We start from the raw sequence: 16,099 nt of genomic DNA, 5'->3' as shown, positions 1-16,099 counted from the left end.
TTCAACCCGAGACGGTGGGGTGGGAGTGGAGGGCGGGAGACTCGACCAGGGCGCGCAGCCGCTCGCGCAGGGCGCGCATGTCGATGGGCTTGTCCAGTGCCCGCTCCTGGTGCTTCTCGATGAAGGCGCGCGTCACCTCGGTGAAGGCGCCCCCGGTGATGAAGAGCACCCCTCGAGCCTGCTCGGGGTTGGTGCGCTGGAGCTCCGTGAAGAACTCCATGCCACTCATCTCCGGCATCATCAGATCGCACAGGATGAGATCGAAGGGCGGACCCTGGCGCACACGGAACAAGGCCTCGTGCGCGCGCGTCGACACCAGCACCTCGTGCTCCCGGCCCAGGGCCCTGAGCAGCGCGGTCCCCACCAGGGGCTCGTCATCCACCACCAGGATGCGCGCGCGCCGCACCGCCCCGGGCGAGGACTCCTCCCGGGGCCGGTGGCCCACCGAAGCGGAGCAGGCGGGGAGCACCACGGTGAAGGTGCTGCCGCGTCCCGGCTCGCTCTGCACCTCGATGCGCCCCCCCAGGTTGGTGATGATGCCCTGGCAGACGGACAACCCGAGCCCGGTCCCCACCCCCACCGGCTTGGTGGTGAAGAAGGGGGTGAAGAGGCGGGCACGCACCTCGGGAACCATCCCGCTGCCCGTGTCGGTGATGGACACCCGCACCCGCCCATCCTCGCCCAGGCGCGTGGAGACACGGATCTCGTTGCGCTCCGAGGCGCCCGCCTCGATGGCATGCGCGGCGTTGATGAGCAGGTTGAGGAAGACCTGGGCGAGCCGCACCTCGTTGGCCTCGACGAAGGGGACGGCCTGGAAGTCGCGCACCAGCCGGGCCCGGTGACGGATCTCGTTGCTGGCCATGTTGATGGCGCTCTCGAGCGTGCGCCGCAGCTCCGTGGGCTCGCGCTTGCCATCATCCCCGGCCGAGAAGGACTTGAGGCTCTGGACGATGTGCTGCACGCGCCCGCAGCCCTCGCGCGCCTCGGACAGGGCGCTGAACACCTCGCTCCACTCCTCCTCCTGCGGGCAGGGCTGATCATCCGGAGTGCCCTGGCGGGAGAAGCGGCGCAGTTGGGGAATCTCCCGGAGCGCGAACTGGATGTTGGCGGTGACGTAGGCGAGCGGGTTGTTGATTTCGTGCGCCACGCCCGCGGCGAGCGTGCCCAGGGAGGTGCGCCGGTCGGCGACGATGAGCTGATCCTGCGCGCTGCGCAGCTCGCGCACCTGGGACTCGATGAGGGCGCGCTGCTCGTACAGCCGGTCCAACATGCGCGAGAACGCCGCGGCCAGGGTGCCCATCTCATCGTGCCGGGAGAGGTCCAGCTCATCCCGGGCCTCGTGCTCGCCCTCGGAGATGCGCAGGGCCACGCGGGTGACACGCTTGAGCGGCCTCACCACCAGCGTGCCCACCACGAAGGCGGCCAGCACACCGCTGGCGAGGATGAGCGTGGAGATGCCCGCGGCGAGCTGTTGCGTCCGCAGGCTCTCCTGCTGGAGACGGGCGAGGTTGAAGCCCAAGAGCAGCATGCCCCGCTGGCCCCCGCGCGTGTGGATGTCGACCCGCGCGAACACCTCGTCCCCCAGGATGAAAGACTCCCGGGGATCGTCCAGGGAGTCCTTCGGCACGCGCTCGGGGTGCCACGCGGCCAGGGGCGTGCCGTCCTCGCGCAACAGCAGGCCGAAGAGCGCCTCCTGGCTGGAGGCGAGGGTCTCCAGGTGACGCTGCCCGTTGGCCGCGTCCCCGAAGTCGAGCGCGGGCTCGGTGGCGCTGGCCAGCAGCCGGGCGATTCCCAGCGTCCGATCGAGCATCCCCCGCCGCGCCTGATCATTCATCCGCGCGGGGAAGAAGAGCAGGAAGAAGATGGAGAAGGCCGCGAAGAGCAGCACCACCAGGGTGACCAACCGGGCCCTCAGGGAGGAAGGACGAAGCTGGAGGATCATGGTGTGCTCCGGGCGGGTTCGACGAGTTGGGAGAGGCTGAGCAGTCCGGCATCGAGGTCCGCGCCCTCCGCGCGAGCCGCCGCGAGCTGGATGAGGATGATGGGCGAGTTGCCCTGCCGGCCGAGCCCGATGGCCAGACCCTGCTCCAGCTCGGTCCTGCTGCCGGCGAAGGAGAGGATGGACAACTGCCGCGTCACCCGGGCGATGCTCGTCGTGTCGGCCTCGAGTCCCTCGCACGCGTAGAGCGCCACCACGCGTGCCTGGGACAGGTCATCCCTCAGTTGCGTCGGATCACGGAAGCCCACGCGGACGATCCGCACCGGCCGGCCCAACACACTCCTGCCCCGTGAGGCCAGCTCCAGTGCACGGGTGAACTCCTGGCCCTGGCCTTCCGAATCCGCATTGCCCTCGCGATAGAGGACGGCGATGGTCAGGGGCGGAGGCCGCACCCCCATCCGCCGGTCATAGGCGAGGATTCGCACCAGCAGCGAGGCGCGCAGGTTGGGCGGCAGTCCCTCCGCGCGCGGGGCCTGGCTGAAGAGCAGCACGAACATCAGCCCCAGGGCCGTCAGCCACGCGCCGGGGCTGCTCCGGCGGCGGCCCATCCCAGACTTCGTGCCCGATGACTCCCACTCGCGATGCATGCTCCCCCCCGAGGGCAAGCCCAGTGATTGCTACTCAATGTCTCACGAGGGATCACGGAGGGCGTGAGCCCGGCGGCCCGCGCTGTTGCATTCCGGAATCAACGACAAGTGATGAAACGTGGGTCCATCGGTCTCTGGCACGAGAGATATCGTTTTCCACGATCAGGCGGCCGACCGCTCGCCGTTTCACCTACCCTCCACATTGTCTGACATGGCCCTCTGGCGATTGTGCTGGGGGTCAATCATTCCGCCGCGCATGGCGGAGCGGCCCACCACGAGGTGACGGCCGTCGAGGGCCGCGGCGTGAAGGAGTGCCGCATCGAGCGCCGCCCTCAGTGCAAACCCGGCGTGGACTCCGCCTCGAACGACTCCTCGCGCCGCGCCGTGGCCTCCGGGGTGGGCTGGTAGAGCCGCGTCAACCAGAGCGACTTCCAGTACTCGCTCTTCTTCTTGGCCCACGGCATGGCGGCATCCTGGTCGAGCTCCGGCTCCAGGTCGGCGAGCCACTGCTTCAGCGCGGGGTCGGGCTGCGTGAACCCTTCCGCGTGGTAGAGGTGAAGCTCATCCGCCCACCGCTTGCGCCGGGCGGCCGAGGCCTCGCGATCCACCTGGAGCCGCACCGCCAGCACGCTCCCCGGCTCCACGATGCCCGGCATGAGCGGGTCCTCGGTGATCAACCGCAAGAAGTCCTCGCCGATGCCCGCGCCCCACAACCCGGGTGGCACGTAGAAGTCATCGCCCTGCCACAGCACCACCCGCCTCTCGGGTTTCCCACCCCCGGACCAGAGCAGCGGCCGCGCCTCGCCCTCGCGGTCCTGGTGGGTGCGCACGATGAGCTGCGCGGCCTGGATGGGGTACTCGGGGCGTCCCCCGTGGGGCAGATGGAGGATGTACGAGAGCAGGTGCTCATGGGGCCTGGGCTTGCGTCCTCCCTGCGCCACCCAGCAGGACATCGCGAAGCCCTCCTCCCTGCCGCCGAGCTGCCCGACATCCTTGTGCTCCACGGTGGGCAGGCTGAAGCGCTCCTCGAGGAAATGGGTGAAGCGAGGGGAGTGCAGTGTCTTGAGCAGGGGCCACCACGTCCGCAAGAGCGGCGCATAGCCCCAGCGCGCGAAGTAGTTCACGACGCCCCGGTAGGCCGGGTGGTTGTAATGGGCGGCCAACTGCTCGGTGAGGAAGACCTCCTCCATGAAGAGCAGCGCGCGCCGGATCATGTGGAGCGCGTCGGTCAGCTCCTGGGGCGTGGGCTTCGAACCAGCCTCGATCACCAGGGAGTGCGCGTCGGAGACCTGCGGTGGGGGGCTCGTCTTGGCCTGACGATCCAGCTCGGTGATCTCCTTGAAGATCTCCCGGAACAGCTTCCGGGCACCCGCGCCTTCCAGCAGTTGATCCAACGCGGTGGCCCGCTCCACGAAGCGCGGGAAGCGCTCCTCGTAGCCGGAGGGTACGGGCAGCCATTCGTTGCGCACGCGGGCGAAGAGCCTCGCGGTCGCGAGCATCCGCCCCGACTCGCTCTCTCCGCGAACGGACCGGAAGATCGTGAGCGCGGTGTGTTCACCCAGCCGGCGGTACGCCTCCCACTGGGCCTCGTCGTAGAACTGGTCCCCGGTCGTCTCGTGCGGGAAGGCCGTGTTGCGTGTCTTGTATTGCAGGATGTCCGGCGGCTCGTTGCCCTGCAACGAGGGCTTGATCAGCAGCAACACCCCGCTGCTGCCATCCGGGTACTCGAGGTCCCCGGCGACGACGGTGCGACGCGACAGGCCCGTGTCGCCGTCCGGACGCAGGGGGGACAAATCGATGCGCAGCTCCACCCCGAAATCCTCGCGGACGCGCCGCACGACGTTGGCGAAGTCATCGAACGAGGTGTCCGCGTCCATGCCGCAATCGGAGACGATGATGAACCGGCACCTGCGGCGGACCAGCTCGTAGAGCGCCAGGTTCTCGAAGTGGGCACCATCCGAGAGCAGCACGTCGCGACCCTTGGCGCGCGAGCGACCCAGCAGCTCCTTGTAGAAGGGAAGCCCGACACACAGCCGCTCGTACCAACGCCGCCGGGCCCGGGTCGGGTGGGGCCACCACAGCCCCAACCGGAGGTTGAAGGCGGTCATGAGGAAGGTGACGGCCGGACCCAGCCGCATGGACATGGAGCCCATGTGGGAATTGAAGGCCGCCGCGGAGGCGGTCATGGCCGAGGCGAGCGTGGGCGCGGTACCACCTTCCTGGCGGATCTTCTCCCAGCTCTTCCATTCGGGGCCCACCGAGAAGCCCACGCTCGAGAGCACCGCGCTGTCCGCGCCCCGGTAGAGATTGGCCATGGGATCTATCGACGCGAGATCATTGGCCGCGCAGCAGATGAGGTGGAGCGGCCCGGGCTGGGGCTTGAGTCGATCGAGCGAGAAGTCATCCAGGGAGTGGAGCTCGGTCTGACCGGGTCCCTGCCCATGGGCCGCGCCGATGAAGGTGCGCGCGATGCGGTCCCGGTAGAAGGCGTGCAGCCCCACGGAGTTGGCATCGAAGAGCAGCAGGGTGAGCCCGGTCAGGGCAATGACTGTCCCCACGAGATGGGGCAACCACGCCTGGTTCATCGCCCGGAGCACGAGCATCACCGCGCCGAGGAAGCTCAACGCCAGGACGGTGTACGCCAGGAGCTGGGGCAGGTACGAGCGGAGGCGACTGCTCGCGGTGGGGCTGACCGGCCGGGTCGCCCGGCGACTGAAGAGCTGTTGCAGCCTGGCGAAGGCGGCCGAGAGCACCATCACGGTGGCCACCACTCCCGTCTGCAACAGGGAGTAGATCTCCATCAGGTTCGACGTCAGGAAGAACATCCCGGCCAGCCAGAAGCACGAGAGGACCGACCAGAAGCTCGCCAGGAGCAGCAGCCGGCTGATGACCCGGCTCATCGCGGCCCGCTCCGTCCGCTGCATCCAGGCCGTGGCGAACCGGGAGCTCAGCCATCGCAGCAGCACGAGGGCGCCGGCCGCCCCCACCCAGGCGATGGCGGGGTCGAACACATGGAGCCGCTCCCGCCAGGGAGGAGCGTCCTCCGTGACGGGCCACCACACGGAGTGGAAGGCCTGAGCGTTCGCGGGGTGGGCGTGGACGAGCCATTGCCAGAAGAAGAGCACGGTGCCCACCGCCAACACCGAGGCGTTGAGGTAGTAGCCGAACCTGCGGCCCTCGCGCTCCTGGACCTCCTCGTCGGGATTCGCGCCCGGGCGGCCGCGGTTGAGCCTCACCCGGTTGTCCTGCCGGAACAGGAGCAGTTCCCAGGTGAACAGCGCCCCACAGGTGACTCCGATCATCAGGGCATACGAGACGGCCCGCGCCACCCACGGAGGCGAGCCCTCCCAGCCGAGCAGCAACAGCCAGGCGAGCAGCAGCCAGAGCAGCAGCACCAGGACGAGGAAGGAGAACGCCGCGAGGAGGGAGGGAAGGACGGCGCTCAGGGCCGCGACGAACATCCGGCCCGTGTCGAGACTCAGCAGCCCCAACCGGGGGTTCAGGAAGTTGCTGAACTCCCGCAGGTGACGCACCTCCGCGAAGCGTGCTCCGCGAGCGCCCTGCTCCTGGCTCATGGGGAAGAGCGCGACCGTGTTCCCGGCGGAGGGCTCCTTCAGGTGGTAGTGACGCCACGCCGTCCAGAAGCCCCCGATGTACCCTCCGCCCGAGACGGTGGAGACGTAGTCGAACATCTCCAGCAGTCCCATTTGTTGCAGGCATTGCAACAGACCCAGGTTGAAGGTCGCGCTGCGGATGCCGCCTCCGGACAAGGCGAGCCCGCACAGGTCACGCCGTGGAGCGGTGATGTCGGGCTCCGCGGGGGCCGGGGCTCCGTCCGAGGAAGGGTCCCGCTGCGCCAGGCGGCGAGCCTCGTCCAGGTATTGCCCTTCATGCGCCAGGAGACGGTCGAGCCGCGAGGCATCGTCCTCGAGGGGAGCTGGGGAACCATCCATGAAGTGTCACGGTAGGCGTCCCAAGGACCCGGGCCGAGTGTCCCGAAGGGCCGGAGAGCTTACGGCTCCGGACGGTCACCCCGCCTCAGCGTCTGAGGCCGTCATTTCAGCATCCTGTCTCGCAGCTCTGCTTTCATCCGCTCCAACGCGGCGTTGGGCCGCTCCATGAACGCATCCAGCAAGCGCTTCTCGACTCCATGTGGATCCCAAACCGCCGAGGGCTCAAGCCCTATGCACTCGTGAGGCTCCGCATCTCTCACATTGCCGAGGGTGTCGAAAATCGTGCAGCGGCCGAAGGGTCCCACTTCTTGCCTGTATTGGACGATAGGTTGAGTGAAACGCTCTTCAAGCGCTCTCCACCCGATGAACGCCCATGAGTCCGGGTAGGGGCTGCGAACGACTATCCTGAAGAGGATTGGCTTTGATGCGATTCTGCCCAGATCCGACTCTGGAGTGGTGGTTCTGTAGTCGTAGAAGGCATCGAACGGTGGATCGAGCGTCCTCGCATGGCCGAATGAACCATCAGGCAACGGAATCCTCAAGAACGACCCTGGTTTGTACTTGGATTTCATCCCTTAGTGTCCTGTGTAGGGGTGGAGTTGACCCCAGCGCATGGTGGCGGCGTCGTGGAATCGTTGGCTCCGCGGGTTGTCTTTCGCCACGGCGCGCACGACATTCTCGGTTCGATAGGGCTTGCCGGTGTCGGATTGGGCGCCTCCATGGAAATCGATCAACTGCTGCTCTCTTCCTCGGATCCGCCAATAGGGTGGATCATCATACCTCTGCTCATAGTTGATGGCGGCTCCGACGTCGAACACGTCAAGCCAGCAACCCCTCGCAGCGGCGACGGGGGCGGAGGTGGGGTGAGCGGCACTGCGGGTGAACCCACTGCCCGCCCCCCCGGCGCAAGCACGGCGGCCTGGCCGCCGTCGCCTTCAGCCCGTGCAACCGAGGCCTCACGGTGCGGTACGTAGACGCAGAACCTCTGCTGGAGGGGGGCGGGGCGGACTGCTTGCGTGGCGCCGCTACACCCCACAAGAAACAGGAAGGACAGCAGCGCCAGCCGACATAGCATACAACGACTCCTGGAGGTGGCCCCCCGCACAAGGGCCCCATTCGACATTACCAGTACCTCAGGGGATCCGCCTGCTCGTGCGCATCCGCATGAGCCCGCGGCAGGCGGGGCCTTTCAGCCCCAGCCTCATCACCCTCCCCACCTGATGGTGCAGAGGAAGACGCTGAAAGGCCTGCACCGCCGGAGCGAAGAGGCCGCGCGCCGGCGCGAGGTGGGAGGCGCCGCGGTGCCGGGGATGGAGCGGCCACTGCCGAGCCATCCCGGTGCCCAGCGTATAGCCACTGGAGTGTCAGGCGAGTGGCCCGGAACCGCCTCCGGGCGGACCACTTGCGGCCGGCTGCTCCGGGTAATGGCGAAAGATGCCGTGCTCGTTGAAGGGCAGGCGACGTTCGGAGCGCAGGTACGCGGCGAGGCGAGGCTGCACTGCGACGCGATCCCTCAGCGCCGCAGCCCGAGAAGCGACGAATCGTCTGACACCATTTCTGGCCAGGGAGGAGCGTCCTCCGTGACGGGCCACCACACGGAGTGGAAGGCCTGAGCGTTCGCGGGGTGGGCGTGGACGAGCCATTGCCAGAAGAAGAGCACGGTGCCCACCGCCAACACCGAGGCGTTGAGGTAGTAGCCGAACCTGCGGCCCTCGCGCTCCTGGACCTCCTCGTCGGGATTCGCGCCCGGGCGGCCGCGGTTGAGCCTCACCCGGTTGTCCTGCCGGAACAGGAGCAGCTCCCAGGTGAACAGCGCCCCACAAGTGACTCCGATCATCAGGGCATACGAGACGGCCCGCGCCACCCACGGAGGCGAGCCCTCCCAGCCGAGCAGCAACAGCCAGGCGAGCAGCAGCCAGAGCAGCAGCACCAGGACGAGGAAGGAGAACGCCGCGAGGAGGGAGGGAAGGACGGCGCTCAGGGCCGCGACGAACATCCGGCCCGTGTCGAGACTCAGCAGCCCCAACCGGGGGTTCAGGAAGTTGCTGAACTCTCGCAGGTGACGCACCTCCGCGAAGCGTGCTCCGCGAGCGCCCTGCTCCTGGCTCATGGGGAAGAGCGCGACCGTGTTCCCGGCGGAGGGCTCCTTCAGGTGGTAGTGACGCCACGCCGTCCAGAAGCCCCCGATGTACCCTCCGCCCGAGACGGTGGAGACGTAGTCGAACATCTCCAGCAGTCCCATTTGTTGCAGGCATTGAAGCAGACCCAGGTTGAAGGTCGCGCTGCGGATGCCGCCTCCGGACAAGGCGAGCCCGCACAGGTCACGCCGTGGAGCGGTGATGCCGGGATCCGCGGGGGCCGAGGCTCCGTCCGAGGAAGGGTCCCGCTGCGCCAGGCGGCGAGCCTCGTCCAGGTATTGCCCTTCATGCGCCAGGAGACGATCGAGCCGCGAGGCATCGTCCTCGAGGGGAGCTGGGGAACCATCCATGAAGTGTCACGGTAGGCGTCCCAAGGACCCGGGCCGAGTGTCCCGAAGGGCCGGAGAGCTTACGGCTCCGGACGGTCACCCCGCCTCGAGAGGCCACCACGCCTGAACATCAGCGCAGATACAGAACCCATTGTCCTACATTGCCCAAAAAACAACATCCTTCACTGAATCTTCCGCGCTGTCCCAGTACGCCCACAGGGAGCATGAGAGCATCCACATCAAGAACTTCGGCGGTGGAAATCATCTCGCCCATGGGAACATTCCAGATCACAGAAAAGCAGTTACGCGCATTTCAGGGAAACCCCATCGCCCACTGTCCTCGCAATTGGATAGAGCTGGAATATCTGTACGCGGATGCAACTCCTGTTGCCGGAGCAAAGTACACCGTCAAGGACGCACATAGCGGCTTTTGCTCAACGGGGACTCTCGATGAACGTGGCCAGGCACACGTCCCGTTACCTTCGGGAGTGACTCAAGTCACGTACGCTTTTCACGACGATCCAGACATCATCCAATTCAAGACGCAGCCACAGCATCATGGCCAGAAGGCCGTTCCCGGATGGATGGATAGAACCAAGCAGATGTTGGCTGACTCTGGCGCTTGGGTCTGGGGTGTCATCCAGGGAGATTTCAATGAAGATCCCTCGATTGGACAAATCATCGCGAACACCATCATCACGATGATTCCCGTCGTCGATCAGGCCTCGGACATCCGGGACCTGACCGCCAACCTGAAAGTCCTCATTTGGGATGAAGAATACGACAACCATGCCGCATGGGCCGCACTCACCCTGACACTCATCGGTATCATCCCCGTCCTAGGCTCTTTACTGAAGGGGGTCTGCAAGGCGATCTGGTTGGGCGCCCGCAGGGTGTCCCTGAGTGACTTGCTCAAGGTCTTCAACTTCTTTGCCAAGGGGAATGGATACAAATGGCTCAAGAAACTCGAAGGCTCGACACTGGATGAAATCTGTGAACAATGCATCCAGCGACTGAATGAACTTCTGGCTGCGTCATCCGCCAACCTCAAGACCTTGAGCGAGTACATTCCAGGCTTCGTCAGTTCGGTACATGCACGCATCGAACTGACGATAAGGTCCATCCTAAGGGTCCAGGCCAAAGCTGGAGGTATGATCCGCAAGGTCTTCAGCGATCTCAAGACGAAACTCAAAGAGATACTACAACAGAGAGGGCGACGCGAAGAACCTGGTACACCTCGACAGAAAAACACGGAGCAGCAGCAGGCCAAGAATGCGGCGGAACTGAGAAAAGCACGTTTGGAAAAGCTCGCCGCGGATCCGGCGCAAGGAGGGAAAATCACGGCGAAGACGATGCGTGAGGCGGAAGTAGCCGCCGACCTTGAGGATGCCGGCAAGCTCAAGTCCCCAGTCATCCGAGAGCCCACAGGGAAAGCGGAGTTCATCGACGGAGATGGAACCAAGTGGGACGTCAAGACCTTCAACTCATCTTTTCCGCCGAGAAAGGGAGGATTTTCGGATCTTCTGTAGCCGAAATGGGCGTTCCCGCCGTGGACGGGAGGGTCTCCAATGAGCGATGGGGAGCGAGAAGCCGATAGAGGCTGTCGCTCTGGGAAGAGACCAGGTCGCGGAGTTGCAATACGTGCCGCCCCCGGGGTGCTGGAGGGGGAGGCGGGGCGTGGCGGGGCCAAGGCTGCGAGAGGTGCTGGGGCGGGTGTTGCGCATCCAGGGGCTGAGTGTGCAAGGGGCCCGGCTGGAGGCCAAGGGAGTGGTGGTGGAGGTGCGCCCGCGCCAGCGCAAGCCTCGCTGCGGAGTGTGCGGCCGGCCCGCCCCCGGCTACGACGCGAGCCCTGGGCGGTTGTGGCGGCACCTGGCGCTGGGACAAACCATCTTCTGGCTGCATTACGCCCCGCGCCGTGTGCACTGCCGCGAGCATGGGGTGAGAGTGGAGAGGGTGGCCTGGGCGGCGCACGACTCGAGCTTCACGCGGGCCTTCGAGGAGCTGGTGGCCTGGCAGGCGCAACGCCTGGACAAGTCCTCCATCTGCCGGCTGCTGGGCATCAACTGGCGCACGGTGGGCACCATCATCGAGCGCATTGTCGAGGAGCGCCTGTCGCCAGGCCGCCTGGAGGGGTTGCAAATCATTGGAGTGGACGAGCTGGGCTGGAAAGCCGGGCACAAGTACGTGAGCCTGGTGGTGGACCACCTGCGCTCGCGAGTCGTCTGGGTGGGAGAGGGGAAGAACGAAGAGACCCTGGACGCCTTCTTCGACGAGCTGGGAGAGGAGAGGACGAAGGAGTTGACGCACGCGACGATGGACCTGTCGGCGGCCTTCAGCAAGGCGGTGGGCAACCGTGCCCCACATGTGCGCAAGGTGTTCGACCGGTTCCACGTGCAGAAGCTGGCGAACGAAGCGCTGGATACGGTGCGCCGGCAAGAGGTGCGCGAGCAGGCGGGGAGCCAGGAGGGAAAGGCGCTCAAACAGAGCCGCTGGGCGTTGCTGAAGAATCCGTGGAACCTGACGGTGCGCCAGGGAGAGAAGCTCAGCGAGTTGAAGAAGACGAACCAGACGCTCTACCGGGCCTATCTGCTCAAGGAAAGCCTGGCACGGGGCATGGACTACGTGCAGCCCAAGCGAGCCTCGGAGCACCTGGACAAGTGGTGTCAATGGGCCAGCCACTCCAGGCTCGCCCCCTTCGCGAAGCTGGCGAAGACAGTCCAGCGGCACAAGGACGGCATTCTCGCCTACGTGGAGACGGGACTGAGCAACGGAGTGGTGGAGGGAATCAACAACAAGATTCGAGCCCTCAGCCGCCGCGCCTATGGCTTCCGCAATCCCAAGGCATTCAGGGCGATGATACTGCTGTGCTGCGGGGGCATGGAGTTCACTCCGCCGTTGCCAGTAGCGGCATAGCCCCTCGCCGTAGAAGCAGGCGGCTGGGGACCGAGCCCCGCAGCGCCGACAGATTCGACTGCAACCCGGCCAGTAGGGCAGCGGAGCCAGGCGCTCTGTCATGCACAGCTGCGGCTTTCGGCACCCCAGGTCGTGCCCCTGTCTCATTCATGCCTCGAACTCTCGCGGGGACTTGAATCCCATGGCCATCGCTCGGCTCCGCACGCCCTTGAGCCCCATGTCCTCCCCATGCGCACGGCCTCTTGTCGACAGTCCTGCCCACTCGACGTACCGAAGACCCGGATTTTCTCTCGAACGTGATTTGGGGAAGATACAGTCCGAGCTGGCTCAAAATGAAAACGTCATTCTCGATACGAAAGACCTGAGTTCACAACATGTTCAAGACCTCATGGGGGCCGTGAACAAGCTCGATCCGAACCTCAAATCTCGGATCCTGCGGTATCCGTGAGCGCATCAATCGAGAGGAAACCGAAGATGGGACCAGAGCTGGCCGACAAATTGAAGCAACATGCCATGTGGGTCGAGTCCAGAGGTGAGCGAGGCGAGCGACTCACGCTTGAGGATGCCGAACTGCCCGGGTGTACGTTCCAAGCCCAGGAGTTGACCGAGGCGGAACTGCCGGGTGCTTGCTTTGACGGAGGTGATTTGAGCGAAGCGAGACTTTACGGAGCCAACCTTGCCTCGGCCTCGTTTGTTCATGCCAACCTCGCTGGCAGCCAGTTGACCAAGGCCAATCTGGATTATGCCACGCTGAGGAGAGCTGATCTGCGAAATGCCAACGCCTTACGTGCGAGCTTCTATGAGGCACAACTTCAAGGCGCGGATCTCTCCGGGGCGCAACTCAGTGGGGCCTATCTCGTGAACGCCAACCTGGAATCCGCCAATCTGAAGGGTGCCCAGTTGGATGGAGCAACCCTCCATGGAGCCAATCTCACGGGGGTGGATCTACGAGGTGTTTCGGGCCTCTCTTCCATCCAAGTGTCCTGGATCATTCAAGGCTCTGAACACACCCGGATTGAAGGGGAAGCCCTCCTCACATGGTTGAAAGCCGCGGCAGGCGCATAGGCGGGCAGGTGGGTCACCGCGTTCACCTTCCAGGGCAGCTCAGAGCCAGCTCGGCCCCTCGCGGCCGAGGCCCTTCAAGGCCCGCTCCGCGGCCTTCACGCCGAACCAGTTGGCCTCCTCGAAGAGCGCCAGTCCTCCCAGGTCCGAGTGCGCGAAATGCAGGTGCTCGCCCAAGCAGCCCCGCGTCGCCGAGGCCCGCGATCAAGACCCGGGTCATGTGCCGGTGCGGACGCGGCGCGGTGGACGCGGCACGAAGCGCGGCACTCGCTCGATGACGGCCGCGTATGCCGGCCGGCGCTCCAGGCTCCGCTGCTCCATCATCGGGATGCTGGCGAGTTGGAACATCGCGTATATGCAGGCGGCTCCCGCGAACACCCACCACGCATCCGGGTCGGCGGCGATGCCGAAAATCGCGAGCGAGACCCAGAAGCTGACCTCGCCGAAGTAGTTGGGGTGCCGCGACCACGCCCACAGACCCTGGTCCATCACTTGGCCGGGCTTGCGGGTCCGAATGAACCGGTGCATTTGGATGTCGGCCGCGAGCTCGATCGCCACTCCACCCACGCCCACGACGACCGCCAGCGCGTCCAGCCACCCGAGGTCGCGGCCGGTGCGGGTGAGGACGACGTAGACCGGCAGCATGCCAAGGAACACCTGCAGCGTGGGGAAGACGTGGATGCCCATGAGGTCGGCCGCCGCCTCGGCCCTGCCGGCGCGCTCGCGCACCATGGGGTAGCGCCAGTCCTCGTGGTGCAGTCCGGGGAAGGTCTGGACCCAGTTGGCCGTGAGCCGGACCGCCCATAGCACGATCACCCCCATCACGAGACAGGCGCGGGGCTCGTCGGCCGGTGTCCCGGACTCGACCCACCAGGCGAGCATCAGCAGCGGCGGCAGCACGCTCCAGTACGCGTCGTAGAAGCTCGAGTTGTGGTGCAGCCGGCTCGCGCCGAAGATCACCAGCGTCGCGATGAGGTCGGCGATCAGCCCGTCGAGCCACAACCACGCGGTCTCGGGACCCCACGCGAACCACGCAGCACCTGCGGCGATCGCCACGATGTACGCGATCACGATCCGCACCATGGACTCGGTCCTGCTCGCCTGCGCTGTGGTCATCCCGCGGACCGTACCTGGAACACGTTCCAGTTCGCCAGCGTTCGCGTACGGGTGCTCCGATGGACGGAACACAACGCGAACGTTCTCCTCAGCAACTCCGCCTGGTCCACTCGTGGCGTCCTCTCCTTCTTCGGCTCCTTGCTGACCCCTGCCTGGGATGCCACGCTCGCTCCCTCCTCTCCTGCTTGGGGGAGCAGCATCCCGAGGTGAAGGCCCGCGCCCGTGCCGAGGTGAATGCCGTGCTCGGTGGCCGCTCGCCCACCGCCCAGGACCTCCCCCGCCTGCGCTACCCCTTCGGCGCCGGCCAGCGGTTGTGCATCGGCAACAACTTCGCCCTGATGGAGGCCACCCTCGTCACCGCCGACGTGCTGCAGCACTTCCGTCTGCGCTCCGTGCCCGGCCACCTCGTGGAGCCCGAGCCGCTCGCCAGCCTACGGCCCAAGGGCGGGATGCCCATGCTCGTCGAGCCCCTGCACGCCAGCGCGTGAGCGGTGGCCCCAGAAGAGGAGCGCACCAGAAGGTCTCCAGGGAGCCGGCTCAGGGCGTCGGCTTTGTCGGGCGCCGGAGCGCGAGGCGCTCGACACGCTCGCTCTCCAGGGAGCGCTCGGCCTGGGCCGCGGTGAGCACCTCCACCGGGTGCCGCACCGTGCGATAGACCGCCGCCGCCAGCCCTGCTCCCAGGAGCGGGGCCACGATGAACAGCCAGAGCTGCTCCAGCGCCCAGCCCCCTACGAACACCGCCGGGCCCAGGCTGCGGGCCGGGTTCACCGACGTGTTGGTGAGGGGGATGCCCACCAGATGGATCAGCGTGAGGACGAGGCCAATCGCCAGCCCTGCGAACCCCACGGGCGCCCGGGCGTCCGTGGCGCCCAGGATCGTGAGCACCAGCAAGAAGGTCAGGAAGATCTCGGCCAGGAAGGCGGTGCCTGCCCCGTACGCTCCCGGTGAGTGGGCGCCAAACCCGTTGGCCCCCAGTCCCTGGGCTGCGGCCGAGTAGCCTTCCGGCCCTCCCTTCGCCCACAGGAGCACGATCCCCGCCGCCAGCAAGGCTCCCAAACACTGAGCAAGGATGTAGCCGGGGACATGCCGTCTCTCCATCTTCCCCGCGAGCACCAGCCCCAACGTCACCGCAGGGTTGACGTGACAGCCCGAGATGGGGCCCACGGTGTAAACCATGGCGAGCAGTGACAGCCCAAAGGCGAAGGAGATCCCCAGGAAGCCGATGCGGTCACCCGCAATGACAGCCGCTCCCACGCCTCCCATGACCAGGACGAAGGTTCCAACGAACTCCGCGAAGTACTTTCGGAGCGCCCCAGGGTCTGCTGCCGCAGAAACAGTCCGCGCACGGTCGCTTGCCATGGCTCACCTCCACCAGGCGGAGAGCCCAGGCCCGGGCCGCTTCCGCCACAGGGGTTCATGCTGCTCAAGGTGAGGCTGCTCACTCCCGAGTCCGTGACAAAGGCTTGCAGGGAGCCCTTGCCGCCACGGCAGTGCAGCCCCGTTGGGCACACGCAGCCGTGGCATAGGCAGCCCGGGGCCAAGAGGTAGGATGCGCGCTCCCTCCCCAGGAGCTTTTCCAGCCGCATGCAAGACGGACGCTTCGTCATCCTCAAAACCCCGGTGGCCCCCTCTCCGCTGCCCGCGGAGCTGGCGGCGCTCGAGCGCGAGCTCGAGATGGGCCGCATGCTGGAGGTGGAGGGCATCGTCCGGCACCTCGCGCTCGTCCCGCATGGGCGCTCATGCACCCTCGTCCTGGAAGACTGCGTCAAAGCGGGATGGGGGACCTGTTGAGGGGGAGGGCTGGAACCGAGAGGTGGAGGCGAGCAGTGACGTCGTCGCGGCCTCGGTCGTGGCACCGCTCTTCGCGCTCCCATTCGTCGAGCTGGTGCTGGGGGTGTTGCTCGTTCGCGCCGGAGTGTGCGTCGCCTGCGCAGGGGCTCACTTGCCCTGGAAGCGCGCCTCGCGCCGCTCGATGAAGGAGCGCAGTCCCTCCTGTACGTCC

At 66.3% G+C, this 16,099-nt stretch carries 12 protein-coding genes and 1 pseudogene; 5 read left to right on the top strand and 8 right to left on the bottom strand.

The genetic code is table 11. From position 1 onward, the window contains the following. Position 1 precedes the first annotated feature (1 nt). The 5 genes from CYFUS_RS08805 to CYFUS_RS08780 form a co-directional block, all read right to left on the bottom strand. Entirely contained in the window at positions 2–1,942 is a 1,941-nt protein-coding gene (locus CYFUS_RS08805; protein WP_095984818.1) for an ATP-binding protein, read from the bottom strand. Beyond that, entirely contained in the window at positions 1,939–2,547 is a 609-nt protein-coding gene (locus CYFUS_RS08800) for a YfiR family protein (RefSeq protein WP_157758343.1), read from the bottom strand. The genes CYFUS_RS08805 and CYFUS_RS08800 overlap by 4 nt, the downstream gene beginning before the upstream one ends. A gap of 371 nt (positions 2,548–2,918) precedes the next feature. Next, positions 2,919–6,539 (bottom strand): patatin-like phospholipase family protein, encoded by a 3,621-nt coding sequence (locus CYFUS_RS08795; protein WP_095984816.1) that lies wholly within the window; start codon positions 6,537–6,539, stop codon positions 2,919–2,921. Between the two features lie 101 nt (positions 6,540–6,640). Then, positions 6,641–7,111 (bottom strand): Imm26 family immunity protein, encoded by a 471-nt coding sequence (locus CYFUS_RS08790; protein WP_095984815.1) that lies wholly within the window; start codon positions 7,109–7,111, stop codon positions 6,641–6,643. 941 nt (positions 7,112–8,052) lie between these two features. Continuing rightward, positions 8,053–9,027, bottom strand: a complete 975-nt coding sequence (locus tag CYFUS_RS08780) for a patatin-like phospholipase family protein (RefSeq protein ID WP_095984814.1) — start codon at positions 9,025–9,027, stop codon at positions 8,053–8,055. Positions 9,028–9,260: 233 nt separating this feature from the next. On the opposite strand from CYFUS_RS08780, the gene CYFUS_RS08775 reads away from it, so the two are divergent. The 3 genes from CYFUS_RS08775 to CYFUS_RS08765 all read left to right on the top strand — a co-directional run bounded on the left by CYFUS_RS08775 (position 9,261) and on the right by CYFUS_RS08765 (position 12,984). Beyond that, on the top strand, positions 9,261–10,535 hold the full coding sequence (locus tag CYFUS_RS08775; RefSeq protein ID WP_157758342.1) for a hypothetical protein: 1,275 nt from the start codon (positions 9,261–9,263) through the stop codon (positions 10,533–10,535). Between the two features lie 148 nt (positions 10,536–10,683). Beyond that, positions 10,684–11,919: an ISL3 family transposase gene (locus CYFUS_RS08770; protein ID WP_095984812.1), complete on the top strand. Its 1,236-nt coding sequence runs from the start codon at positions 10,684–10,686 to the stop codon at positions 11,917–11,919. A 474-nt stretch (positions 11,920–12,393) separates the two neighbouring features. Beyond that, on the top strand, positions 12,394–12,984 hold the full coding sequence (locus tag CYFUS_RS08765) for a pentapeptide repeat-containing protein (RefSeq protein WP_095984811.1): 591 nt from the start codon (positions 12,394–12,396) through the stop codon (positions 12,982–12,984). A 39-nt stretch (positions 12,985–13,023) separates the two neighbouring features. On the opposite strand, the pseudogene CYFUS_RS53845 reads toward CYFUS_RS08765, so the two are convergent. Further along, positions 13,024–13,158 (bottom strand): annotated as a pseudogene (locus tag CYFUS_RS53845) (hypothetical protein); the annotation flags it as partial. Positions 13,159–13,197: 39 nt separating this feature from the next. Beyond that, complete coding sequence (locus CYFUS_RS08760; RefSeq protein ID WP_198316511.1) at positions 13,198–14,064, bottom strand: DUF1295 domain-containing protein; 867 nt, start codon at positions 14,062–14,064, stop codon at positions 13,198–13,200. A 239-nt stretch (positions 14,065–14,303) separates the two neighbouring features. Here CYFUS_RS08760 and CYFUS_RS08755 point away from each other — a divergent pair, with 239 nt between their 5' ends. Further along, positions 14,304–14,585, top strand: coding sequence for a cytochrome P450 (locus CYFUS_RS08755; protein WP_198316510.1), 282 nt, complete (start codon positions 14,304–14,306; stop codon positions 14,583–14,585). A gap of 49 nt (positions 14,586–14,634) precedes the next feature. Here the strand turns inward: CYFUS_RS08755 and aqpZ are convergent, their stop codons facing one another. After that, positions 14,635–15,456, bottom strand: a complete 822-nt coding sequence (gene aqpZ, locus CYFUS_RS08750) for an aquaporin Z (RefSeq protein ID WP_095984808.1) — start codon at positions 15,454–15,456, stop codon at positions 14,635–14,637. Between the two features lie 225 nt (positions 15,457–15,681). On the opposite strand from aqpZ, the gene CYFUS_RS08745 reads away from it, so the two are divergent. Continuing rightward, on the top strand, positions 15,682–15,888 hold the full coding sequence (locus CYFUS_RS08745; RefSeq protein WP_095984807.1) for a hypothetical protein: 207 nt from the start codon (positions 15,682–15,684) through the stop codon (positions 15,886–15,888). The last annotated feature ends 211 nt before the right edge of the window (positions 15,889–16,099 follow it).

Source organism: Cystobacter fuscus, assembly GCF_002305875.1.
Taxonomy (GTDB): domain Bacteria; phylum Myxococcota; class Myxococcia; order Myxococcales; family Myxococcaceae; genus Cystobacter; species Cystobacter fuscus_A.
This window is presented reverse-complemented; position numbering and strand designations above follow the sequence as displayed.

Bases quoted from the DNA above. Each gene is read 5' to 3' on its own strand.
- CYFUS_RS08805 (WP_095984818.1), bottom strand. From the start codon at position 1,942: ATGATCCTCCAGCTTCGTCCTTCCTCCCTGAGGGCCCGGTTGGTCACC.
- CYFUS_RS08800 (WP_157758343.1), bottom strand. From the start codon at position 2,547: ATGGGCCGCCGCCGGAGCAGCCCCGGCGCGTGGCTGACGGCCCTGGGG.
- CYFUS_RS08795 (WP_095984816.1), bottom strand. From the start codon at position 6,539: ATGGATGGTTCCCCAGCTCCCCTCGAGGACGATGCCTCGCGGCTCGAC.
- CYFUS_RS08790 (WP_095984815.1), bottom strand. From the start codon at position 7,111: ATGAAATCCAAGTACAAACCAGGGTCGTTCTTGAGGATTCCGTTGCCT.
- CYFUS_RS08780 (WP_095984814.1), bottom strand. From the start codon at position 9,027: ATGGATGGTTCCCCAGCTCCCCTCGAGGACGATGCCTCGCGGCTCGAT.
- CYFUS_RS08765 (WP_095984811.1), top strand. From the start codon at position 12,394: ATGGGACCAGAGCTGGCCGACAAATTGAAGCAACATGCCATGTGGGTC.
- CYFUS_RS08760 (WP_198316511.1), bottom strand. From the start codon at position 14,064: ATGGTGCGGATCGTGATCGCGTACATCGTGGCGATCGCCGCAGGTGCT.
- aqpZ (WP_095984808.1), bottom strand. From the start codon at position 15,456: ATGGCAAGCGACCGTGCGCGGACTGTTTCTGCGGCAGCAGACCCTGGG.
- CYFUS_RS08745 (WP_095984807.1), top strand. From the start codon at position 15,682: ATGCAAGACGGACGCTTCGTCATCCTCAAAACCCCGGTGGCCCCCTCT.